Source organism: Streptomyces sp. NPDC006739 (assembly GCF_042869815.1).
In the GTDB taxonomy this organism is placed as follows: Bacteria; Actinomycetota; Actinomycetes; order Streptomycetales; family Streptomycetaceae; genus Streptomyces.
The window spans coordinates 132417-152608 of sequence record NZ_JBIAGM010000002.1; the positions used below are offsets into that span (position 1 = coordinate 132417).

At 70.2% G+C, this 20192-nt stretch carries 21 protein-coding genes and 1 pseudogene; 7 read left to right on the plus strand and 15 right to left on the minus strand.

Going from position 1 to position 20192, the window contains the following annotated elements:
- Positions 1 to 22: 22 nt before the first annotated feature.
- From ACFYMM_RS03995 to ACFYMM_RS04010, 4 genes and pseudogenes are all read right to left on the minus strand, one after another.
- Positions 23 to 334: pseudogene (locus ACFYMM_RS03995) on the minus strand (SRPBCC family protein); the annotation flags it as partial.
- A gap of 151 nt (positions 335 to 485) precedes the next feature.
- Positions 486 to 1472 carry a 2,3,4,5-tetrahydropyridine-2,6-dicarboxylate N-succinyltransferase gene (dapD, locus tag ACFYMM_RS04000; protein WP_388383562.1) on the minus strand — a complete coding sequence of 329 codons (987 nt, stop codon included), beginning with the start codon at positions 1470 to 1472 and terminating at the stop codon, positions 486 to 488.
- Positions 1473 to 1536: 64 nt separating this feature from the next.
- Entirely contained in the window at positions 1537 to 2070 is a 534-nt protein-coding gene (locus ACFYMM_RS04005; protein WP_388383564.1) for a TetR/AcrR family transcriptional regulator, read from the minus strand.
- On the minus strand, positions 2070 to 2390 hold the full coding sequence (locus tag ACFYMM_RS04010) for a DMT family transporter (RefSeq protein ID WP_388383567.1): 321 nt from the start codon (positions 2388 to 2390) through the stop codon (positions 2070 to 2072). Before ACFYMM_RS04010 ends, ACFYMM_RS04005 begins: the two co-directional genes overlap by 1 nt.
- Positions 2391 to 2645: 255 nt before the next feature.
- Here ACFYMM_RS04010 and ACFYMM_RS04015 point away from each other — a divergent pair, with 255 nt between their 5' ends.
- Positions 2646 to 3479, plus strand: a complete 834-nt coding sequence (locus ACFYMM_RS04015; RefSeq protein ID WP_388383569.1) for an AbfB domain-containing protein — start codon at positions 2646 to 2648, stop codon at positions 3477 to 3479.
- Between the two features lie 59 nt (positions 3480 to 3538).
- Here ACFYMM_RS04015 and ACFYMM_RS04020 read toward each other — a convergent pair whose 3' ends face one another.
- From ACFYMM_RS04020 to ACFYMM_RS04055, 8 genes are read right to left on the minus strand one after another with little or no spacing between them, the layout of a single operon-like run.
- The gene (locus ACFYMM_RS04020) at positions 3539 to 3871 is read right to left on the minus strand and encodes a metal-sulfur cluster assembly factor (RefSeq protein ID WP_388383570.1); all 333 of its coding nucleotides are present in this window, start codon (positions 3869 to 3871) and stop codon (positions 3539 to 3541) included.
- Positions 3868 to 4338, minus strand: a complete 471-nt coding sequence (sufU, locus tag ACFYMM_RS04025) for a Fe-S cluster assembly sulfur transfer protein SufU (protein ID WP_388383572.1) — start codon at positions 4336 to 4338, stop codon at positions 3868 to 3870. Before sufU ends, ACFYMM_RS04020 begins: the two co-directional genes overlap by 4 nt.
- A 10-nt stretch (positions 4339 to 4348) precedes the next feature.
- On the minus strand, positions 4349 to 5605 hold the full coding sequence (locus tag ACFYMM_RS04030) for a cysteine desulfurase (protein ID WP_388383574.1): 1257 nt from the start codon (positions 5603 to 5605) through the stop codon (positions 4349 to 4351).
- Entirely contained in the window at positions 5602 to 6387 is a 786-nt protein-coding gene (gene sufC, locus ACFYMM_RS04035) for a Fe-S cluster assembly ATPase SufC (protein ID WP_388383576.1), read from the minus strand. Before sufC ends, ACFYMM_RS04030 begins: the two co-directional genes overlap by 4 nt.
- Positions 6388 to 6394: 7 nt before the next feature.
- Positions 6395 to 6718, minus strand: a complete 324-nt coding sequence (locus tag ACFYMM_RS04040) for a non-heme iron oxygenase ferredoxin subunit (protein WP_388383578.1) — start codon at positions 6716 to 6718, stop codon at positions 6395 to 6397.
- Complete coding sequence (gene sufD / locus ACFYMM_RS04045) at positions 6715 to 7935, minus strand: Fe-S cluster assembly protein SufD (protein ID WP_388383581.1); 1221 nt, start codon at positions 7933 to 7935, stop codon at positions 6715 to 6717. Before sufD ends, ACFYMM_RS04040 begins: the two co-directional genes overlap by 4 nt.
- Before the next feature lie 60 nt (positions 7936 to 7995).
- Positions 7996 to 9417, minus strand: coding sequence for a Fe-S cluster assembly protein SufB (gene sufB / locus ACFYMM_RS04050; RefSeq protein ID WP_388383584.1), 1422 nt, complete (start codon positions 9415 to 9417; stop codon positions 7996 to 7998).
- Positions 9414 to 10148 carry a helix-turn-helix transcriptional regulator gene (locus ACFYMM_RS04055; protein ID WP_388383586.1) on the minus strand — a complete coding sequence of 245 codons (735 nt, stop codon included), beginning with the start codon at positions 10146 to 10148 and terminating at the stop codon, positions 9414 to 9416. Before ACFYMM_RS04055 ends, sufB begins: the two co-directional genes overlap by 4 nt.
- Before the next feature lie 173 nt (positions 10149 to 10321).
- Between ACFYMM_RS04055 and ACFYMM_RS04060 the strand changes: the two genes are divergently transcribed.
- The 4 genes from ACFYMM_RS04060 to ACFYMM_RS04075 all read left to right on the plus strand — a co-directional run bounded on the left by ACFYMM_RS04060 (position 10322) and on the right by ACFYMM_RS04075 (position 13969).
- On the plus strand, positions 10322 to 11137 hold the full coding sequence (locus ACFYMM_RS04060) for an aminoglycoside N(3)-acetyltransferase (protein ID WP_388383588.1): 816 nt from the start codon (positions 10322 to 10324) through the stop codon (positions 11135 to 11137).
- A gap of 31 nt (positions 11138 to 11168) precedes the next feature.
- Positions 11169 to 12092, plus strand: a complete 924-nt coding sequence (locus tag ACFYMM_RS04065) for an ABC transporter ATP-binding protein (RefSeq protein WP_388383590.1) — start codon at positions 11169 to 11171, stop codon at positions 12090 to 12092.
- A gap of 50 nt (positions 12093 to 12142) precedes the next feature.
- The gene (locus tag ACFYMM_RS04070; protein WP_388384482.1) at positions 12143 to 12859 is read left to right on the plus strand and encodes an ABC transporter permease; all 717 of its coding nucleotides are present in this window, start codon (positions 12143 to 12145) and stop codon (positions 12857 to 12859) included.
- A 93-nt stretch (positions 12860 to 12952) separates the two neighbouring features.
- Positions 12953 to 13969, plus strand: a complete 1017-nt coding sequence (locus tag ACFYMM_RS04075) for a heme A synthase (protein WP_388383592.1) — start codon at positions 12953 to 12955, stop codon at positions 13967 to 13969.
- Between the two features lie 7 nt (positions 13970 to 13976).
- Here ACFYMM_RS04075 and ACFYMM_RS04080 read toward each other — a convergent pair whose 3' ends face one another.
- The 3 genes from ACFYMM_RS04080 to ACFYMM_RS04090 all read right to left on the minus strand — a co-directional run bounded on the left by ACFYMM_RS04080 (position 13977) and on the right by ACFYMM_RS04090 (position 16574).
- On the minus strand, positions 13977 to 15086 hold the full coding sequence (locus ACFYMM_RS04080) for an amidohydrolase family protein (RefSeq protein WP_388383594.1): 1110 nt from the start codon (positions 15084 to 15086) through the stop codon (positions 13977 to 13979).
- Between the two features lie 113 nt (positions 15087 to 15199).
- Positions 15200 to 15532 carry a hypothetical protein gene (locus ACFYMM_RS04085; protein ID WP_388383595.1) on the minus strand — a complete coding sequence of 111 codons (333 nt, stop codon included), beginning with the start codon at positions 15530 to 15532 and terminating at the stop codon, positions 15200 to 15202.
- Between the two features lie 88 nt (positions 15533 to 15620).
- Entirely contained in the window at positions 15621 to 16574 is a 954-nt protein-coding gene (locus tag ACFYMM_RS04090; RefSeq protein ID WP_388384484.1) for a heme o synthase, read from the minus strand.
- A gap of 376 nt (positions 16575 to 16950) precedes the next feature.
- On the opposite strand from ACFYMM_RS04090, the gene tkt reads away from it, so the two are divergent.
- Both tkt and tal read left to right on the plus strand, forming a co-directional pair.
- Positions 16951 to 19038, plus strand: coding sequence for a transketolase (gene tkt / locus ACFYMM_RS04095; protein WP_388383597.1), 2088 nt, complete (start codon positions 16951 to 16953; stop codon positions 19036 to 19038).
- A gap of 33 nt (positions 19039 to 19071) precedes the next feature.
- Positions 19072 to 20190, plus strand: a complete 1119-nt coding sequence (tal, locus tag ACFYMM_RS04100; protein ID WP_388383599.1) for a transaldolase — start codon at positions 19072 to 19074, stop codon at positions 20188 to 20190.
- The last annotated feature ends 2 nt before the right edge of the window (positions 20191 to 20192 follow it).

Consider the following 20192-nt stretch of genomic DNA (forward strand, 5'->3'; position numbering starts at 1 on the left):
GTCGACGGCCCCCTTAGCTTTGCAGAATGAGCAGGGTGTTCTCGCCCCAGGGGATCAGCTTCATGGCGATGCGGGCGGCGCCGAAGGGATCCGCCTTCGCCTCCAGCTCCAGACGGCGCTGCGGTTCGCAGACACGGACGACGCAGGTGTCGTCGAGGGTCAGCGGGCCGGCGCCGACCCGGACTTTCAGGCGGGCGCCCACGTCCGGCCAGTGCGGGTCCGCGTCGAGGACCCGCTGGGTTCCCGTCACCCACTCCCCGTAGCGGTGGCCGTCGGACAGCAGGCGCCAGACCTCGGGGGGCGGGCTGAGGATCAGACGGCGGTTGCGGGCCACGCTCATCACGCTCCTGGAGGCCGGGGCCCGGCGGGGCGCGGCCGCGCCGGGTTCACCGTCCGGCCGCCCATGGGCTCGGCCTCCAGCCTCGTGCCGACCCCACCCCGTGCCCAGTCCGGCAGGTCCGGACGGGTGACCCGGCCGCCGTACGTCAGTTGTGGCTGTGCAGGATGTCGTTCAGTCCGCCCCAGACCGCGTTGTTCGGCCGGGCCTCGACCGTGCCGGTGACCGAGTTGCGGCGGAACAGGATGTGGGAGGCGCCGTTGAGTTCGCGGGCCTTGACGATCTGGCCGTCGGGCATGGTGACGCGGGTGCCGGCGGTGACGTAGAGGCCCGCCTCGACCACGCACTCGTCGCCCAGGGCGATGCCCACGCCCGCCTCGGCGCCGATCAGGCAGCGCTCACCGATGGTGATGCGGACGTTGCCGCCGCCGGAGAGCGTGCCCATCGTGGAGGCGCCGCCGCCGATGTCCGAGCCGTCGCCGACCACCACGCCCGCCGAGATCCGGCCCTCGACCATGGAGGTGCCGAGCGTGCCGGCGTTGAAGTTGACGAAGCCCTCGTGCATGACCGTGGTGCCCTCGGCGAGGTGCGCGCCCAGGCGGACCCGGTCGGCGTCGGCGATGCGGACGCCCTTCGGGGCCACGTAGTCCGTCATGCGCGGGAACTTGTCGACGGAGGTGACCTGGAGGTGCAGGCCCTCGGCGCGGGCGTTCAGCCGCACCTTCTCCACGTCGTCGACGGCGACCGGGCCGAGCGAGGTCCAGGCGACGTTGGCGAGGTGGCCGAAGATGCCGTCCAGGCTCTGGCCGTGCGGCTTGACCAGGCGGTGCGAGAGCAGGTGCAGCCGCAGATAGACGTCGTGCGCGTCGATCGGCTTCTCGTCCAGGGAGGCGATGACCGTGCGGACCGCCACCACCTCGACACCGCGGCGGGCGTCCGGGCCGGTCGCCGCGGTCGCGCCGCCGCCCAGCAGCCCGGCCGCCCGCTCGGCGGTCAGCCGCTCGGTGCCGGCCGGCCCCGGCGCCTCGACCAGCTCGGGCGCCGGGAACCAGGTGTCGAGAACGGTGCCGTCGGAGGCGATGGTGGCAAGGCCGGCGGCGACGGCGCCGGTGGTACGGGAAGCAGACTCGGTCATGGGGGAAAACCTAACGTGAGCGGGGTCGTGAGGGCGAACCGCGTCTCACCTGCCGGGCGGTGGTTCAGGGGATCAGCCGGGCCAGCAGCTCGCGCGCGTACTCCTCGTCGTAGGAAGCGCCCGTCAGCAGCACCTGGAGGCAGATCCCGTCCATCAGCGCGAGCAGCGCGCGTGCCGTGACCGGGTCCGTGCGCCCGGCCAGCCGCAGCGCCGTCTCCTCGGTCCACTCGGCCGCGACGGGACGCAGCGCGGGGCGCCGAAGCGCCGCGAGATACAGCTCGTACTCCAGCTCGGCGCCGGTGCGGTCACCGTCCAGCCACTCCCCCAGCGCCCGGGCGAGGTCCGTCGCGAGGTCACCCCGGCCGCCCTCGGGCAGCAGCTCGGCCAGCACCTTGCCGAAGCCCTCGCTCGCCTGGCGCAGGGCGGCGACCAACAGCTCGTCGAGGGTGGCGAAGTGGTACGTCGTGGAGCCCAGCGGCACATCGGCCGCCGCGGCCGCCGAGCGGTGGGTCAGACCCGCGATGCCCTTGTCGCCGACCACCCGGATGGCGGCGTCGATGATCCGCTGCCGCCGCTCGGGGTCGTACCGCCGGGGCATCAGTGGGCCCCGCCCAGGTTCAGCACCACCACTCCCCCGACGATGAGGACGAGGCCGGCGACCTTCGCCGGGTTCAGTCCCTCGCCGAACAGCAGCAGGCCGATCACCGCGACGACCGCCGTGCCCACCCCGGCCCAGATCGCGTAGGCCGTGCCGATCTGAACGCTCTTCAGGGTCTGGGCGAGCAGCAGGAAGGAGACGACATACCCCAGGGCCGTCAGCAGCGTGGGTCCCGGCCGGCTGAACCCCTCGCTGTACTTCATCGCCGTCGTGGCGGCCACCTCGGCGGCTATGGCCGCGGCGAGCAACAGGTATCCCATATGTACGAGCGTACACAGCGGGAGGCCCTCACGCGCTGGTACGGCGGACGCCAAATGGGACCACTTCGCGCACAGTTGTGGCCATGCGTCACATGAGAATGTTTCACATTCATAGAAACCGCTAGCTGAAACGCCTCCCGGGGACCCCTCGACTCCACTAGTGTGCAGCCCTCGGCTCCACCATCGCTTCACCCCCCACCCACCCCACCCTCACATCCCCGGCCGCCGCCCTGGGCGCCGCTGGAGGAACAGCGCATGCACGAAAGCACACCCCAGCCCCCGCGGAACGACCCCTGGGAGAACGGCTGGGCCCCCGACACGTCCCGCGCGCCGGGCACCCGAAGACTCTGGCTGGCCGGCGGACTGGCCGTGGCCACGGTCGTCGCCTGTGTCACGGCGATCGCCGTGAACCAGCAGGCGCCGGTACGGCAGACGGCCTCCCCGGGGTCCTCCGGCGCCACTACGGACAACGGCCCCGGACTGCTCTCCTTCGCCTCTCCCTCGTCGGGTTCGACCACGAAGTCGGCGAAGAACACCGGCCTGCCGTCGGCCACGCCCACGCCCTCGCCGTCCCCGAGCGAGGACAAGCCGGCGGCCACGCCGACCGCCTCGGCCGAGCCCTCCAAGTCCCCGGCCCCGCAGGGAGGTTCCACCGGCTCCAAGCCCTCCGCCACCTGGAGGTCGGTCGACTCGGTCAACTACCCCGACCGCTACTGGCACGTGAGCGGCAGCTATGTGAAGCTCGACCCGCCCCACGGCTCCGAGTCCCGCCAGGACTCCACGTTCAACTTGGTCAAAGGCCTGTGGAATCCGTCCTGTTACTCCTTCGCCACACATGACGGGCTGTATCTGCGCCACCAGAACTTCGTGCTGCGCGCCGAGAGCTACGACGGCAGCAGCCTGTTCAAGCAGGACGCCACCTTCTGCCCGCAGACGTCGCCGTTCTCCGACGACGTCATGTTCCAGTCGGTGAACTACCCGAACTACGCCCTGCGCCACCAGAACTTCCAGCTGCGCCTGGACCCGTACGGCTACAACACGGCCAACCGGCAGGACTTCTTCTTCCGGCTCGTGGACGGGCTGAGCTGAGACGCACGACGAAGCGGCGGCACCCGGGCCGGGTGCCGCCGCTTTCGTGTGCGGGGGTCTCAGACGTTGAAGCCGAGCGCCCTGAGCTGCTCACGGCCGTCGTCCGTGATCTTGTCGGGGCCCCACGGCGGCATCCAGACCCAGTTGATGCGCAGCTCGTTGACGAGGCCGTCCGTGGCGGACTTGGCCTGGTCCTCGATGACATCGGTCAGCGGGCAGGCCGCAGAGGTCAGGGTCATGTCGACGGTGGCGATGTTCGCGTCGTCGATGTGGATGCCGTAGATCAGGCCCAGGTTGACGACGTCGATGCCCAGCTCGGGGTCGACGACGTCGTACAGCGCCTCGCGGAGTTCCTCCTCCGTGGCCGGCTTCATCTCAGCGGTCTCGCTCATGCCGTCTTCCTTTCGGCGTCGGCCGCGCCACCCAGCGCCTGGGCCGTCGCGTCCTTCCACGCCATCCAGCTCAGGAGGGCGCACTTGACCCGGGCGGGGTACTTGGAGACACCGGCGAACGCGACGGCGTCCTCCAGGACCTCCTCCATCGCGTCGTCGGGCTCGATCCGGCCCTTGGACTGCATCAGCTCCAGGAAGGTCTCCTGGATCTTCTGCCCCTCGGCGAGGTCCTTGCCGACCAGCAGCTCGTTGAGTACGGAGGCCGAGGCCTGGCTGATGGAGCAGCCCTGGCCCTCGTACGAGACGTCCTCGATCCTCGTGCCGTCGTACTTCACGCGCAGGGTGATCTCGTCACCGCACGTGGGGTTGACGTGGTGCACCTCGGCGTCGCCATCGCGCAGACCACGCCCGTGCGGGTTCTTGTAGTGGTCCAGGATGACTTCCTGGTACATCGAATCAAGCTTCACGACCAGCCCTTCAGCCGAAGAAGTTCCGAACGTGCTCCAGTCCGTCGACCAGAGCGTCGATCTCGGCCGGCGTGGAGTACAGATAGAACGACGCTCGCGTGGTCGCAGGAATTCCGTAGCGCAGGCAGACCGGACGGGCGCAGTGGTGGCCGACCCGGACGGCGATGCCCTGCTCGTCGAGGACCTGGCCCACGTCGTGCGGGTGGATGTCGCCCAGCGTGAAGGAGATCGCCGCACCCCGGTCCTCGGCCGTGGTGGGGCCGATGATCCGCAGGTCGGGGACCTCGCCGAGCCTGCGCACCGCGTACTCGGTGAGCGCGTGCTCGTGGGCGAGGATCTTGTCCATGCCGATCGAGGTGAGGTAGTCGATCGCCGCGCCGAGACCGACCGCCTGCGCGATCGGCGGGGTGCCCGCCTCGAACTTGTGCGGCGCCGGGGCGTACGTCGACGAGTGCATCGACACCGTCTCGATCATCTCGCCGCCGCCGAGGAAGGGCGGAAGGTCCTCCAGCAGTTCCTGACGGCCCCACAGGACGCCGATGCCGGTCGGGCCGCACATCTTGTGGCCGGTGAAGGCGACGAAGTCGGCCTGGAGCGCCTGGACGTCCAGCGGCATGTGGGGGGCCGCCTGGGAGGCGTCGACGCAGACCAGCGCGCCGACCTCCTGGGCGCGGCGGACTATCGCCTCGACCGGGTTGACCGTGCCCAGGATGTTGGAGACCAGCACGAAGGAGACGATCTTCGTCTTCTCGGTGATGACCTCGTCGATGCTGGACAGGTCCAGGCGGCCGTCGTCGGTCAGGCCGAACCACTTCAGCTTCGCGCCCGTGCGCTGCGCCAGCAGCTGCCAGGGCACGATGTTGGAGTGGTGCTCCATCTCCGTGATGACGATCTCGGTCTCGTGGTCCACCCGGTAGGGCTCGTCGGCCCAGCCCAGCATGTTCGCCACGAGGTTGAGCGACTCGGAGGCGTTCTTGGTGAAGATCACCTCGTCGCGGCTGGGCGCGTTGATGAACTCGGCGACCTTGTCACGCGCGCCCTCGTACAGCGCCGTGGCCTCCTCGGCGAGCACATGCACACCGCGGTGGACGTTGGCGTTGTAGCGCTCGTAGTACTCGCTCAGGGCGTCCAGCACCTGGCGCGGCTTCTGCGACGTCGCCGCGTTGTCCAGGTACACGAGCTTCTTGCCGTCGTGGATCACTCGGTCCAGGATGGGGAAGTCTTTGCGGAGCGCCTCGGTGTCGAGGAGGCCCGGCAGCTGTGTCACTCGGATGCGCCACCCTTCGTGTGGACCGCGTCCTGCTTGGTGTAAGCCTCGTAGCCCTCGTTCTCCAGCTTGTCGGCCAGCTCCGGGCCGCCGGACTCGACGATGCGGCCACCGGCGAACACGTGGACGTGGTCGGGCTTGATGTAGCGCAGGATGCGCGTGTAGTGCGTGATCAGCAGGGTGCCGACCTCGCCGGACTCGCGGACGCGGTTGACGCCCTCGGAGACGATGCGAAGGGCGTCGACGTCGAGGCCGGAGTCGGTCTCGTCGAGGATCGCGATCTTCGGCTTGAGCAGTTCGAGCTGGAGGATCTCGTGGCGCTTCTTCTCACCGCCGGAGAAGCCCTCGTTGACGTTGCGCTCGGCGAAGGACGGGTCCATGTTGAGGCGCTCCATGGCCTCCTTGACCTCCTTCACCCAGGTGCGCAGCTTGGGGGCCTCGCCGCGGATGGCGGTGGCGGACGTACGGAGGAAGTTGGAGACGGAGACGCCGGGGACCTCGACGGGGTACTGCATCGCCAGGAACAGGCCCGCGCGGGCGCGCTCGTCGACGGACATCTCCAGGACGTCCTCGCCGTCGAGCAGCACGGTGCCGCCGGTGATCGTGTACTTCGGGTGGCCCGCGAGCGAGTAGGCGAGGGTCGACTTGCCGGAGCCGTTGGGGCCCATGATGGCGTGCGTCTCGCCCTGCTTCACGGTGAGGTCGACGCCCTTGAGGATCTCCTTCGTGGCGTTGTCGGCCTCGACGGTGACGTGCAGGTCTCGGATTTCAAGCGTTGCCATGGGTGCCTCAGGACTCCTGGGTGAGGGAGACGAGAACGTCGTCCCCTTCGATGTGTACGGGGTATACGGGGACGGGGCGCGTCGCGGGGAGGCCGGACGGCTTGCCGGTGCGCAGGTCGAAGGCGGAGCCGTGCAGCCAGCACTCGATCTGGCAGTCTTCCACCTCGCCCTCGGAGAGCGAGACGTTCGCGTGCGAGCAGATGTCGTGGATGGCGAACACCTCCCCCTCGGTCTTCACGACCGAGACCGGCGTGCCGTCGAGTTCCACCCGCTTGGGGGTGTCCTCCTCCAGCTCGCTCAGCCCACAGACGCGTACGAATGCGCCGCTCATGCGACCGACGCCTCCAGCTCCTCCTCGATCTTGGCGATCAGGCGCTCCTCGATGTCCGTGACGCCGATCTGCTGGACCAGCCCGGCGAAGAAGCCGCGGACGACGAGGCGGCGGGCCTCCTGCTCCGGGATGCCGCGGGCCATCAGGTAGAAGAGCTGCTCGTCGTCGAAGCGGCCGGTGGCGGAGGCGTGCCCGGCGCCGACGATCTCGCCGGTCTCGATCTCCAGGTTCGGCACCGAGTCGACGCGCGCGCCGTCCGTGAGGACCAGGTTGCGGTTCATCTCGTAGGTGTCCGTGCCCTCGGCCTTGGCCTCGATGAGCACGTCGCCGATCCACACCGCGTGCGCTTCCTCGCCCTGCAGCGCGCCCTTGTACATGACGTTGGACTTGCAGTGCGGGGTGTTGTGGTCGACGAGGAGGCGGTGCTCCTGGTGCTGGCCGGCGTCGGTGAAGTACAGGCCGAACAGCTCGGCCTCGCCGCCGGTGCCGGCGTAGGCGACGCGCGGGTGCAGGCGTACGACGTCACCGCCGAAGGTGACCACGAACGACTTGAAGGTGGCGTCCCGGCCGATCAGGGCGTTGTGCTGGCCGACGTGGACGGCCTTGTCGTCCCAGTCCTGGACGGAGACGACGGTGAGCTTGGCGCCGTCGCCCAGGACGTAGTCGACGTTGGCGGCGAGCACGGCGTCACCGGTGTGGTCGATGACGACGACGGCCTCGGCGAAGGCTCCCAGCTCGATCACCTGGTGGCCGTAGGCGACCCCGCCCTGGCCGTGCACGGCGATCCGGATCGGCTCGGTGAGCACCGTCTCCTTGGGGACGGTGACCACTCCGGCCTTCTCGAACGCCGAGTACGCCTGGGCGGCGACGCGGTCCACGGGGATGCCGGCCCGGCCGAGGCGGGCGTCGTCGCGGCCGACGGTCTCGACCGTGACGCCCTCGGGGGCCTGGACGTCCACGTTCACGCCGTCGCCGGTGGCGACCGCGGTGCCGTCGTGCAGCCCGCGCAGCCGCTCCAGCGGCGTGAACCGCCACTCCTCCTCGCGGCCGTGGGGGACCGGGAAGTCCGCCACGTCGAACGACGGGGGCGCGCTCATGCGGGTGGCGACGGTCGACTCGGCGGCCACCGCGATCTGGCCGGCGGTCGTGCTGCCCACCGGTGGGGGTCCCCCCGCCCGAACGGAGTTGAGGGTGGGGGAGTTCTGGGCCTCAGCCATGGCTGTCGGTCTGCTCTCTTCCTACGTCAGAAAATTGCTGCGCTGCTGTCGGGGCGGGTCTCAGCCGACCGCGCCTTCCATCTGCAGCTCGATCAGCCGGTTGAGTTCGAGGGCGTACTCCATGGGCAGTTCCTTGGCGATCGGCTCGACGAAGCCGCGCACGATCATCGCCATCGCCTCGAACTCGCTCAGACCACGGCTCATCAGGTAGAAGAGCTGGTCCTCGGAGACCTTGGAGACGGTCGCCTCGTGGCCCATGGACACGTCGTCCTCGCGGACGTCCACGTAGGGGTAGGTGTCGGAGCGGGAGACGGTGTCGACGAGCAGCGCGTCGCACAGCACGTTCGACTTGGAGCCGTGGGCGCCCTCGCCGATCTCGACGAGACCGCGGTAGGACGTACGGCCGCCACCGCGCGCCACCGACTTGGAGACGATGTTGGAGGACGTGTTCGGCGCCATGTGGACCATCTTGGAGCCGGCGTCCTGGTGCTGCCCCTCGCCCGCGAAGGCGATGGACAGGGTCTCGCCCTTGGCGTGCTCGCCCATGAGGTAGACGGCCGGGTACTTCATCGTCACCTTGGAGCCGATGTTGCCGTCGATCCACTCCATGGTCGCGCCCTCGTACGCCACGGCGCGCTTGGTGACCAGGTTGTAGACGTTGTTCGACCAGTTCTGGATGGTCGTGTAGCGGCAGCGGGCGTTCTTCTTGACGATGATCTCGACGACCGCGGAGTGCAGCGAGTCGCTCTTGTAGATCGGGGCCGTGCATCCCTCGACGTAGTGCACGTAGGCACCCTCGTCGACGATGATCAGGGTCCGCTCGAACTGGCCCATGTTCTCCGTGTTGATGCGGAAGTACGCCTGGAGCGGGATCTCGACGTGGACGCCCGGCGGGACGTAGATGAAGGAGCCGCCCGACCACACGGCGGTGTTCAGCGAGGCGAACTTGTTGTCACCGACCGGGATGACGGTGCCGAAGTACTCCTTGAACAGCTCCGGGTGTTCCTTGAGCGCGGTGTCCGTGTCGAGGAAGATGACGCCCTGCTCCTCCAGGTCCTCGCGGATCTGGTGGTAGACGACCTCCGACTCGTACTGGGCCGCGACGCCCGCGACGAGGCGCTGCTTCTCCGCCTCGGGGATGCCGAGCTTGTCGTACGTGTTCTTGATGTCCTCGGGCAGGTCCTCCCAGGACTCCGCCTGCTTCTCCGTGGAGCGCACGAAGTACTTGATGTTGTCGAAGTCGATGCCCGAGAGGTCCGAGCCCCAGTTCGGCATGGGCTTCTTCTCGAACAGGCGCAGACCCTTGAGGCGGAGCTTGGTCATCCACTCCGGCTCGCTCTTCTTCGCCGAGATGTCCCGGACCACGTCCTCGTTCAGACCGCGCTTGGCAGAGGCACCGGCCTCGTCGGAGTCGGCCCAGCCGTATTCGTACTTGCCCAGGCCCTCGAGTTCGGGGTGGGCAGTCTCCGTGGGGAGAGTCATGCGGGGTTCCTCCCGGCCGTGCTTGCAGATGCGTCAGTGGAAATCTTGGGGATGAACGTCGTGCAGACGCCGTCGCCGTGGGCGATGGTCGCCAGTCGCTGGACGTGCGTTCCGAGCAGCTCGGCGAAGATCTCCGTCTCCGCCTCGCACAGCTGGGGGAACTGCTCCGCGACATGAGCGACCGGGCAGTGGTGCTGGCAGAGCTGCTCGCCGACCGGTGCGCTGCGCGCCGTAGCAGCGTACCCGTCCACACTCAAGGCCTTGGCCAGGGCTTCGGCCCGCTGGTCGGGGCCGACCCCCTCGATGGCCTTGCGGTAGGCGCGCGCCTGGGCGGCGATGCGGGCCCGGGCGAAGGCGACGACCGCCTCCTGCCCGCCCTCGCGCTCGGCGATCCAGCGCAACGCGTCGGCGGCGAGCTTGTCGTAGGACTGGTCGAAGGCGTCACGGCCGCAGTCCGTGAGCGCGAAGACCTTGGCGGGACGGCCACGCGTGCGTGTGCCGTACACCCGCTGTTCACGCGCCTCGACGACGTCGTCCGAGACGAGCGCGTCCAGGTGACGGCGTACGGCCGCCTGGGTCAGTCCCAGCCGGCCGGCCAGCTCGGCGACGGTCGACGGCCCGTGGTCCAGGATCGAGCGCGCGACCCGGTTGCGCGTCGAGCGCTCACCGGTCGCGAGTTCGTCCTGAGGGGCCCCCGTGGGGGTCTCCCGAGCCTCGCCGACGTTTTTCACAACGCCATTGTTGCGTAATTCCTCAGCACGTGACAACCCGCGTCGGGATCACCGGGCGGTGCGCTGCATCACTTAGGCATACCTAATCCGACCTGCGGAAACGATCTTCCCGGTGGCCGGCGACCGCCGGAACGGGTGGCGCCGCGAGCCGCCTTCCGGGACACTCGCGAACCATGCCCACCCCCCTTCCCACCGGCCCTCTCGTCACCCGCGACACGGTCTTCGCACAGCTGCGCGCGCTGGGCGTGGAGGCCGGCGAGATCCTCCTCGCGCACACCTCGCTCAGCTCCCTCGGCTGGGTCAACGGAGGCGCCGTCGCGGTCGTCCAGGGCATCCTCGACGCCCTCGGCCCGTACGGCACGCTCGTCGTTCCCACGCAGACGGGTGACCTCTCCGACCCGGCCGTGTGGGGGAACCCGCCGGTGCCCGAGCAGTGGTGGGAGACCATCCGGGCCACCATGCCCCGTTACGACCCCCTTCTCACGCCCTCCCGGGGGGTCGGCGTCGTCCCGGAGACCGTGCGGACCTGGCCGGGTGCCCTGCGCAGCGCCCATCCGCAGACCTCCTTCGCCGCCCTCGGCCCGCGCGCGGCGGAGATCACCGAAGGCCACGCGAGCGACTGCCGGCTCGGCGAGCGCAGCCCGCTGGCCCGGCTGGAGAAGCTGGGCGCCCGGGTCCTGCTGCTCGGCGCGGGCTACGACGCGTGCACCAGCTTCCACCTGGCCGAGTACCGCATACCGACGCCCCTGGTCCGGGTGGGCCGGCCGGCCGCGGGCGGCGGCTGGGAGACGGTGACCGAGGTGTCCATCACCTCGGAGCGGTTCGACGAGCTGGGCCACGACTTCGAGCGGGACCGGGCGGTGCTGCGCGGGAAGGTCGGCGCGGCCGACACCCGGCTGTTCCCGGTGGCCGACGCGGTGGCCTACGCCGAGCGCTGGCTGCCGCTGCACCGTCCCCGTGCGGAGGAGTTCTGGCACCCGGCCGACTGAGTGACCCGGCGGCTCCCTAGACTCTGGACCCATGCGAAGTGAGCCAGTGGTCCAGGTCCAGGCCTTGGTGAAGCGGTACGGCACGAAGACCGCGGTGGACGGCCTCGACCTGGTGGCCCAGGCGGGTGTGACCGCTGTCCTCGGCCCCAACGGGGCGGGCAAGACGACGACGATCGAGACCTGCGAGGGGTACCGACGGCCGGACTCCGGGTCGGTGCGCGTCCTGGGGCTCGATCCCGTCCGCCAGTCCGCCGAGCTGCGCCCGCGCGTGGGGGTGATGCTCCAGTCCGGCGGCGTGTACTCGGGAGCGCGGGCCGACGAGATGCTGCGGCACGTGGCGAAGCTGCACGCGCACCCGCTGGACGTGGACGCGCTGATCGAGCGACTCGGGCTGGGCGGTTGCGGCCGCACCTCGTACCGTCGGCTGTCCGGCGGCCAGCAGCAGCGGCTCGCCCTCGCCATGGCCGTGGTGGGCCGCCCCGAGCTGGTGTTCCTGGACGAACCGACGGCCGGTCTCGACCCGCAGGCCCGCCGGGCCACCTGGGACCTGGTCAGGGACCTGCGCGCCGACGGCGTCTCGGCGATCCTCACCACCCACCACATGGAGGAGGCCGAGCAGCTCGCCGACGACGTGGCGATCATCGACGCCGGCCGGGTCATCGCCCAGGGCTCCCCCGAGGAGCTGTGCAAGGGCGGCGCCGAGAACACCCTGCGTTTCACCGGCCGTCCCGGCCTCGACGTCGGCTCCCTGCTCAAGGCGCTGCCGGCCGACTGCACGGCCGCCGAGCTGACGCCGGGCTCCTACCGGGTGGTCGGCAAGGTCGATCCGCAACTGCTGGCCACCGTGACCTCCTGGTGCGCCCAGCACGGGGTGATGCCCGACCGCATCTCGGTCGAACGGCACACCCTGGAGGACGTCTTTCTGGAGTTGACCGGCAAGGAGCTGCGCTCGTGACCACTGCGGGTACCTACACCCCCAAGCCGGGCGCCGCGCCCCTGCCCCGGATGATCGGGGCGCAGGCGGGGCTGGAGACGAGGATGCTGCTGCGCAACGGCGAGCAGCTGCTGCTGACGGTCGTGATCCCCACGCTGCTGCTGGTGCTCTTCAGCTCCGTCGACATCGTCGACACCGGCGCCGGCAAGGCCGTCGACTTCCTCGCCCCCGGCATCCTGGCCCTCGCCGTGATGTCGACGGCGTTCACCGGGCAGGCCATCGCCACCGGCTTCGAGCGCCGCTACGGCGTGCTGAAGAGGCTGGCCTCCTCACCACTGCCGCGCTGGGGCCTGATGGCGGCGAAGACGGCGTCGGTCCTGGTCACCGAGGTCCTCCAGGTCATCCTGCTGACGGTGATCGCCCTCGCCCTGGGCTGGTCCCCGCACGGCGACCCCCTCGCCGTCCTGCTCCTGCTCGTCCTCGGTACGGCCGCCTTCTCCGGGCTCGGCCTGCTGATGGCGGGCACGCTGAAGGCGGAGGCGACGCTGGCCGCCGCCAACCTGGTCTTCCTGCTGCTGCTCGTCGGCGGCGGGGTCATCGTGCCGCTGGACAGGTTCGGGGCGACCGGACAGCACGTCCTCGGGCTGCTGCCGATCTCCGCGCTGTCCGACGGGCTCAGGAACGTGCTCCAGCACGGGGCCGGGATGCCCTGGGGCGACCTGGGGATCCTCGCCGGGTGGGCGGTCGTCGCCCTGGCGGCGGCCGGGAGGTTCTTCCGCTGGGAGTGACGCCCGGCCGACGCCGGGCATGACGGGGTGACACCCGGCCGACGCCTGCCGGGCGGGACCCTCGTGAAAGCATGCACAAGCGGGCGGCCTACGATGGTGGGCGTGCCTAAGCTGACCCGCGCCGACGCCGTAGCGGCCCTGCGCAACCCGCTCGCCTTCATCGCCGACCGCTGGACCCCGGACCCCCGGACCGTCCGGCGGGCCGCCCTCGCCGCGCTCGTCATGGCGGTGGTCATCGTGGTCACCGGCGGTGCCGTCCGGCTGACCGGCTCGGGCCTGGGCTGCCCGACCTGGCCCGAGTGCACCGACGGCTCGCTGACTCCGACGCGGGCGCTGAGCTACCACAGCGCCATCGAGTTCGGCAATCGCATGCTGACGTACGTGCTGTGCGCGGCCGTCGGCTGGGCGATCATCGCGGCGCGGTCGGAGAAGCCGTACCGGCGCGGCCTGACCCGGCTGGGCTGGGCGCAGTTCTGGCTCGTGATGGGCAACGCGATCCTCGGCGGCATCGTGGTCCTCGTCGGCCTCAACCCGTACACCGTCGCGGCGCACTTCCTGCTCGCCTCGGCCCTGATCGCGGTGGCCACGGTGACCTGGCAGCGCACCCGCGAGGGCGACGGGGCGCCGCGTCCGACGGTCGGCAAGGCGGTCCAGCAGTTGGTGTGGTTCCTGGTCGCCGCCTCGGTGCTGCTCATCGCGGCCGGCACGGTGGTGACCGGGGCCGGACCGCACGCGGGTGACTCCAGCGAGGTCGAGCGGATCCCGATCGACTGGGAGACGGTGGCCAAGCTGCACGCGGTGCTCGCCTGGATCGTGGTGACGCTGACCTTCGCGCTGTGGTTCGTGCTGAAGGCGGTGGACGCGCCCAGGGCTCCGCTGGCCCGCACCCGGGAGCTGTTCCTGGTCCTGCTCGGCCAGGGCGTCATCGGCTACGTCCAGTACTTCACGCACCTGCCCGGGGCCATGGTCGCCCTGCACATGCTGGGCTCCTCGGTGATGTGGATCTGGGTGCTGCGGGTGCTGCTGGCCCTGCGCGAGCGCCCCGGGACGGCAGCGGACCTCGCGGACCCGGGCCCCTCGGCCGAGGTGCCGGTCGGCACGCGCGCGTAACCGCGCCTCACTCCGCGAGCCCGTACACCCGGTGCGCGTTCCCCGCCGCCAGCATCCGGGCCACCCGCTGGGCGTCCGTCAGCGACCACGCCCCCTCGGCGACCCAGGTGCCCAGCACCCGGCCGAGGGACTCACGGAACAGCCGGGCCGCCACGACATGGAGTTCGGGCAAACCATGGGCGCCGCTGGAGAAGAGGATCTTGCCGAAGGGGGCGAGTTCCAGGATCTCGGCGAGGATCGTCGCGGCGCGGGCGCCGGTGCGCACGAGGGCGGCACCGGAGTCGGCGTAGACGTGCGGGAAGACGCCGGCCAGATGGGCGGCGTGGCGGTGGTACGGGTAGCCGTGCAGCAGGACGAGGTCCGTGCCGAGGCCGGCCGTGGCCCGTACGAAGTCGGTCAGCAGCACCGGGTCGGTGCGGTCGATGCGGGCCCCCGGCTCGCCGAGCCCCGCGTGCAGCTGGAGCGGCAGGCCCGAGGCGACGGCGATCCACAGCAGATGCCGTAGCAGCACCGGATCGTTCAGCTCGCCGCCGACCCTCCGGCCGGCCAGCCAGCGGCCCGCCGCGCCGCGCACCTCTCCCGGCCCGGGCGGCTCCGGCGCGAGGGCCAGGCCGTGCCGCAGGCCCGCGACGGAGGTGAAGGCGACGGCGTTCGCGGCGGCCCCGTGCACCGACTCGGCGAGGTTGGCGAGGAAGGACTCGACGGTGCCGGAGGTGTCGGCGACCTGCTCGGCGAGGAGTTCGAGACGGACGATCTCCCGGGCCTCGGCGGCTCCGGTGGACGCCATCTCGTCGGGACCGGTGAGGTCACCGGGGAGCCCGGTGTCGACGAGGTAGGTGGTGATACCGCTGCCCCGCAGCAGCCGCCGTCCCGCCTCGAGGACGCCCAGCTCCCGGCGCCGGGCGAGATAGCGGGCGGGCGCCGAGTGCGGCTCCAGACCGAGCAGCGGCGGGCACCAGCGTCGTACGGCGAACCCGGTCTGGGTGTCGAAGAGCGTGGTGCCGGCCGCCGGCGGCCCCTCGGTGCGGGCCAGCTGGGCCTCGAAGGTGCCCAGGCCCAGCTCTGTGCGCAGGACGCCGTGGCAGTACTGGTCCACCAGGGACGGCGTTTCGATCATCCGGACTCCCCGTGACTGGACCTCGTCCTTCCGAGGGCCTAACGGGTGAACCGGGTGTCAGGTGTTGCTCGACCGGCCGGCTGTTGCCCGGCGGAGAGGCCGTGGCAGGTGGATCAGGGGTTGGCGGGGCCGCCCAGCTGGATCCCGGCCATCCGCGTCCACTCGTAGGGGCCCGTCCTCACCTTGGCGGCGAACTCACCGTCGAAGGCCTCGTGGACCGTGATGCCGGACTTCTCCACGGCCCTCTCGGCGATCTCGTACGACGGTGCCACCAGGTCGCCCCAGCCGCCGTCCTCGCCGACGAGCACGATCCGGGCGCCGCGCTCGCCGATGTAGGCCACCTGGCCCTCGGCACCGCCGTGTGCGGTGGAGAAGGCACTGATCTGCCGGGCGAGTCGCGCCACCTTGCGCTCGGCCTTGGGGTCAACCTGCTGCGTGTCTGCCATGACCAGGATGCTACCGACGGGTAGATCGAACGGCGACGTGCGGGTCGCGTGACCCTTGCCTCAGACCCCTGGGGCAGGAATCGGGCCCCTACCGCAGGAAGGGGTCCACCGCGACCGCGACGAAGAGGATCGACACATAGGTGATCGACCAGTGGAACAGCCGCATCTCCTTCAGCTTCACCCCGGTCACCTCGGCCTTCGCCCGGTTCTGCAGGCCGTGCGCCTCCCACAGCCAGAAGCCGCCGGCCGCGAGGGCCACCAGGGTGTAGAACCAGCCGGTGTAGCCGAGCGGGGTCAGCAGCAGCGAGACGGCCACCATCACCCAGCTGTAGATCACGATCTGCCGGGCGACCACCTTGTTGGAGGCGATGACCGGGAGCATCGGCACGCCCACGCGCGCGTAGTCCTCCCTGACCTTCATGGACAGCGGCCAGTAGTGCGGCGGCGTCCAGAAGAACATGACGAGGAAGAGGATGACCGGCGCCCACGACATGGAGTCGGTGACGGAGGACCAGCCGATCAGCACCGGCAGACAGCCCGCGATGCCGCCCCACACGATGTTCTGCGAGGTACGCCGCTTGAGGATCATCGTGTAGACGACGACGTAGAAAAGGAGCGCTCCGAGCGAGAGCCAGGCGGACAGCCAGTTGACGGTGAGACCGAACAGCAGCGTCGAGACGACGGCGAGGGAGACACCGAAGGCGAGGCACTCGCGCGGGCTGACCATGCCGGTGACCAGCGGGCGCTGCGAGGTGCGGTCCATGAGCGCGTCGATGTCACGGTCGATGTACATGTTCAGGGCGTTGGCGCCGCCCGCGGAGAGGAAGCCGCCGACGCAGGTCAGCAGCACCAGCTTCAGATCGGGCACACCCCGCTGCGCCAGGAACATCACCGGAACGGTGGTGATCAGCAGCAGCTCGATGATCCGAGGCTTGGTCAGTGCCACGAAAGCTTTGACACGGGCCCCGAACGGCCGGTGGCTCGGGCTCTCGCTCGCACCGAGTACCCCGGATGGACGGGATTCGACGGCCGTCACGCACACCCCTGACAGAGACATCCCAGCAAGCCGCCCGTGTGAAGCACCGGTAAAGGCTCGCGCGTACCACGCCACTTTAGACGTTGCCCATACCCCGATCTTCGCGGGGGTCCGGTCGTGTTCGGCGGGGGTGCTCATCGGTCGCACGAGGGCTCGATTGAGCAGTCAGATGAGCGGGTCCGTATTCATGTGCCGAACGGGGTCCCGCCCGGCCGGGAGGCGGAGCGCCGACAGGCCCGGCAGTCTGGAATGGCTCGAAAAAACGCACGTACTCACAGGGGTAGGCTCGACAGCGGCCGGTGGGCACCCAGTGCACCGGCAGCCGGTGGGCGCGCGCCCAAACACCGGTATTCGATCATGTGGAGAGGAGCCCTGACCCAGGGTGAGCACCAAGCCGACCACCACAGACCTCGAGTGGACCGAGTTGGACCAGCGGGCCGTCGACACCGCTCGCGTCCTGGCCGCCGACGCCGTACAGAAGGTCGGCAACGGCCATCCTGGTACGGCGATGAGCCTGGCGCCGGCCGCCTACACCCTCTTCCAGAAGGTGATGCGGCACGACCCCGCCGACCCCCAGTGGGTGGGCCGGGACCGTTTCGTCCTGTCCGCCGGCCATTCGTCCCTGACCCTCTACACGCAGCTCTACCTGGCCGGTTTCGGCCTGGAGCTGGACGACCTCAAGTCCTTCCGCACCTGGGGTTCGAAGACCCCGGGCCACCCGGAGTACGGGCACACCAAGGGCGTCGAGACCACCACCGGCCCGCTGGGCCAGGGTGTCGCCAACGCGGTGGGCATGGCGATGGCCGCCCGCTACGAGCGCGGTCTGTTCGACCCGGAGGCCCCGCAGGGCGAGTCTCCCTTCGACCACTTCATCTTCGCGATCGCCGGTGACGGCTGCCTCCAGGAGGGCATCTCCGCCGAGGCGTCCTCGCTGGCCGGCCACCAGAAGCTGGGCAACCTGATCCTGCTGTGGGACGACAACCACATCTCGATCGAGGGCGACACCGAGACGGCCGTCTCCGAGGACACCGTCAAGCGGTACGAGGCCTACGGCTGGCATGTGCAGCGGATCGCCCCGAAGCCGGACGGCGACCTCGACCCGCACGCCATCTACAACGCGATCGAGGCCGCCAAGCAGGTCACGGACCGGCCGTCGTTCATCGCGATGCGCTCGATCATCGCCTGGCCGGCCCCGAACGCGCAGAACACCGAGGCCGCGCACGGCTCGGCGCTCGGCGACGACGAGGTCGCGGCCACCAAGCGCGTCCTGGGCTTCGACCCGGAGAAGTCCTTCGAGGTCGCCGAGGAGGTGCTGAAGCACACCCGCGAGGCCCTCGACCGGGGCCGTCAGGCCAAGGAGGAATGGGAGAAGTCGTTCCAGGAGTGGCGCGCGAGCAACGCCGAGCGGGCCGCCGAGTTCGACCGGATCGCCAAGGGCGAGCTGCCCACCGGCTGGGAGGAGAAGCTCCCGGTCTTCGAGCCCGGCAAGGGCGTCGCCACCCGTGCCGCCTCCGGCAAGGTGCTGCAGGCGCTCGGCGCGGTCGTCCCGGAGCTGTGGGGCGGCTCCGCCGACCTGGCCGGCTCGAACAACACCACCATCGACAAGGACAGCTCCTTCCTCCCGGCGGACAACCCGCTGCCGGAGGCGAACCCGTACGGCCGCACGGTCCACTTCGGCATCCGTGAGCACTCCATGGCCGCGGAGATGAACGGCATCGCGCTGCACGGCAACACCCGCGTCTACGGCGGCACCTTCCTGGTGTTCTCCGACTACATGCGCAACGCCGTGCGGCTGTCGGCCCTGATGCACCTGCCGGTGACGTACGTGTGGACGCACGACTCCATCGGCCTGGGCGAGGACGGCCCCACCCACCAGCCCGTCGAGCACCTCGCCTCGCTGCGCGCCATCCCGGGCCTGAACGTGGTCCGCCCGGCCGACGCCAACGAGACCGCGATCGCCTGGCGCGAGATCCTCGGGCGCTACACGAAGGTCTTCGGCAAGGGGGCCCCGCACGGTCTGGCGCTGACCCGGCAGGGCGTGCCGACGTACGAGTCCAACGACGACGCCGCCAAGGGCGGTTACGTCCTGTTCGAGGCCGACGGCGGCGAGCCCGAGGTCGTCCTCATCGCCACCGGCTCCGAGGTCCACGTGGCCGTCGAGGCGCGCGAGCGGCTGCAGGCCGACGGGGTGCCGACCCGGGTCGTGTCCATGCCGTGCGTGGAGTGGTTCGACGAGCAGGACCAGGGGTACCGGGACTCGGTGCTGCCGCCGTCCGTGAAGGCCCGGGTCGCCGTCGAGGCGGGTATCGGCCTCACCTGGCACAAGTACGTCGGGGACGCCGGCCGCATCGTTTCCCTGGAGCACTTCGGTGCTTCGGCCGACGGCAAGGTTCTCTTCGGCGAGTTCGGTTTCACTGCGGAGAACGTGGCCGCCCAGGCCCGGGAATCCCTCGCCGCCGCCCAGCGCTGACGCTCATATACGACCCGTAGGAGATGTAATTCCATGACAGACGCACTCAAGCGCCTCTCCGAAGAAGGCGTCGCGATCTGGCTGGACGACCTGTCGCGCAAGCGGATCACGTCCGGCAACCTCGCCGAGCTGATCGACCAGCAGCACGTCGTGGGCGTCACCACCAACCCGACGATCTTCCAGAAGGCGATCTCCCAGGGCGACGGCTACGACCAGCAGCTGTCCGACCTCGCCGCCCGCAAGGTCACGGTCGAAGAGGCCATCCGCATGATCACCACGGCGGACGTCCGCGACGCCGCCGACATCCTGCGTCCCGTCTTCGACGCCACCGGCGGCCAGGACGGCCGGGTCTCCATCGAGGTCGACCCGCGCCTGGCGCACAACGAGAAGGCGACCGTCGCCGAGGCCAGGCAGCTGGCCTGGCTGGTGGACCGCCCGAACACCCTGATCAAGATCCCGGCCACCATGGCGGGCATCCCGGCGATCAGCGACACCATCGGCAACGGCATCAGCGTCAACGTCACGCTGATCTTCTCGCTGGAGCGCTACCGGGCCGTCATGGACGCGTACCTCTCCGGTCTGGAGAAGGCACAGGCCAAGGGCCTGGACCTGTCCAAGATCCACTCCGTGGCGTCGTTCTTCGTGTCCCGTGTGGACACCGAGATCGACAAGCGGCTGGACGCGCTGGGCACCGACGAGGCCAAGGCGCTGCGCGGCAAGGCCGCCGTGGCCAACGCGCGGCTCGCCTACCAGGCGTACGAGGAGGTCTTCTCGTCCGACCGGTGGAGCGCGCTGGAGAACGCGGGCGCCAACAAGCAGCGTCCGCTGTGGGCGTCGACCGGCGTGAAGGACCCGGCGTACCAGGACACCATGTACGTCACCGACCTGGTGGCGCCGAACACGGTGAACACCATGCCGGAGGCCACGCTGGAGGCCACCGAGGACCACGGGCAGATCACCGGCAACACCGTCGCCGGCACCTACGAGCAGGCGCGCGCCGACATCGAGGCGCTGGAGAAGCTCGGGATCTCCTACGACGACGTGGTCCAGGTCCTGGAGGACGAGGGCGTCGAGAAGTTCGAGGCGTCCTGGACCGACCTGCTCAAGTCGACCGAGGCGGAGCTGTTGCGCCTCGCTCCCTCGGAGGGCTGACA

Bases quoted from the DNA above. Each gene is read 5' to 3' on its own strand.
- ACFYMM_RS04085 (WP_388383595.1), bottom strand. From the start codon at position 15,532: ATGGCAGACACGCAGCAGGTTGACCCCAAGGCCGAGCGCAAGGTGGCG.
- sufC (WP_388383576.1), bottom strand. From the start codon at position 6,387: ATGGCAACGCTTGAAATCCGAGACCTGCACGTCACCGTCGAGGCCGAC.
- ACFYMM_RS04075 (WP_388383592.1), top strand. From the start codon at position 12,953: ATGGTGGGCGTGCCTAAGCTGACCCGCGCCGACGCCGTAGCGGCCCTG.
- ACFYMM_RS04015 (WP_388383569.1), top strand. From the start codon at position 2,646: ATGCACGAAAGCACACCCCAGCCCCCGCGGAACGACCCCTGGGAGAAC.
- tal (WP_388383599.1), top strand. From the start codon at position 19,072: ATGACAGACGCACTCAAGCGCCTCTCCGAAGAAGGCGTCGCGATCTGG.
- ACFYMM_RS04060 (WP_388383588.1), top strand. From the start codon at position 10,322: ATGCCCACCCCCCTTCCCACCGGCCCTCTCGTCACCCGCGACACGGTC.
- sufD (WP_388383581.1), bottom strand. From the start codon at position 7,935: ATGGCTGAGGCCCAGAACTCCCCCACCCTCAACTCCGTTCGGGCGGGG.
- dapD (WP_388383562.1), bottom strand. From the start codon at position 1,472: ATGACCGAGTCTGCTTCCCGTACCACCGGCGCCGTCGCCGCCGGCCTT.
- sufB (WP_388383584.1), bottom strand. From the start codon at position 9,417: ATGACTCTCCCCACGGAGACTGCCCACCCCGAACTCGAGGGCCTGGGC.
- ACFYMM_RS04005 (WP_388383564.1), bottom strand. From the start codon at position 2,070: ATGCCCCGGCGGTACGACCCCGAGCGGCGGCAGCGGATCATCGACGCC.
- ACFYMM_RS04065 (WP_388383590.1), top strand. From the start codon at position 11,169: ATGCGAAGTGAGCCAGTGGTCCAGGTCCAGGCCTTGGTGAAGCGGTAC.
- ACFYMM_RS04010 (WP_388383567.1), bottom strand. From the start codon at position 2,390: ATGGGATACCTGTTGCTCGCCGCGGCCATAGCCGCCGAGGTGGCCGCC.
- ACFYMM_RS04020 (WP_388383570.1), bottom strand. From the start codon at position 3,871: ATGAGCGAGACCGCTGAGATGAAGCCGGCCACGGAGGAGGAACTCCGC.
- ACFYMM_RS04080 (WP_388383594.1), bottom strand. From the start codon at position 15,086: ATGATCGAAACGCCGTCCCTGGTGGACCAGTACTGCCACGGCGTCCTG.
- ACFYMM_RS04070 (WP_388384482.1), top strand. From the start codon at position 12,143: ATGATCGGGGCGCAGGCGGGGCTGGAGACGAGGATGCTGCTGCGCAAC.
- ACFYMM_RS04040 (WP_388383578.1), bottom strand. From the start codon at position 6,718: ATGAGCGGCGCATTCGTACGCGTCTGTGGGCTGAGCGAGCTGGAGGAG.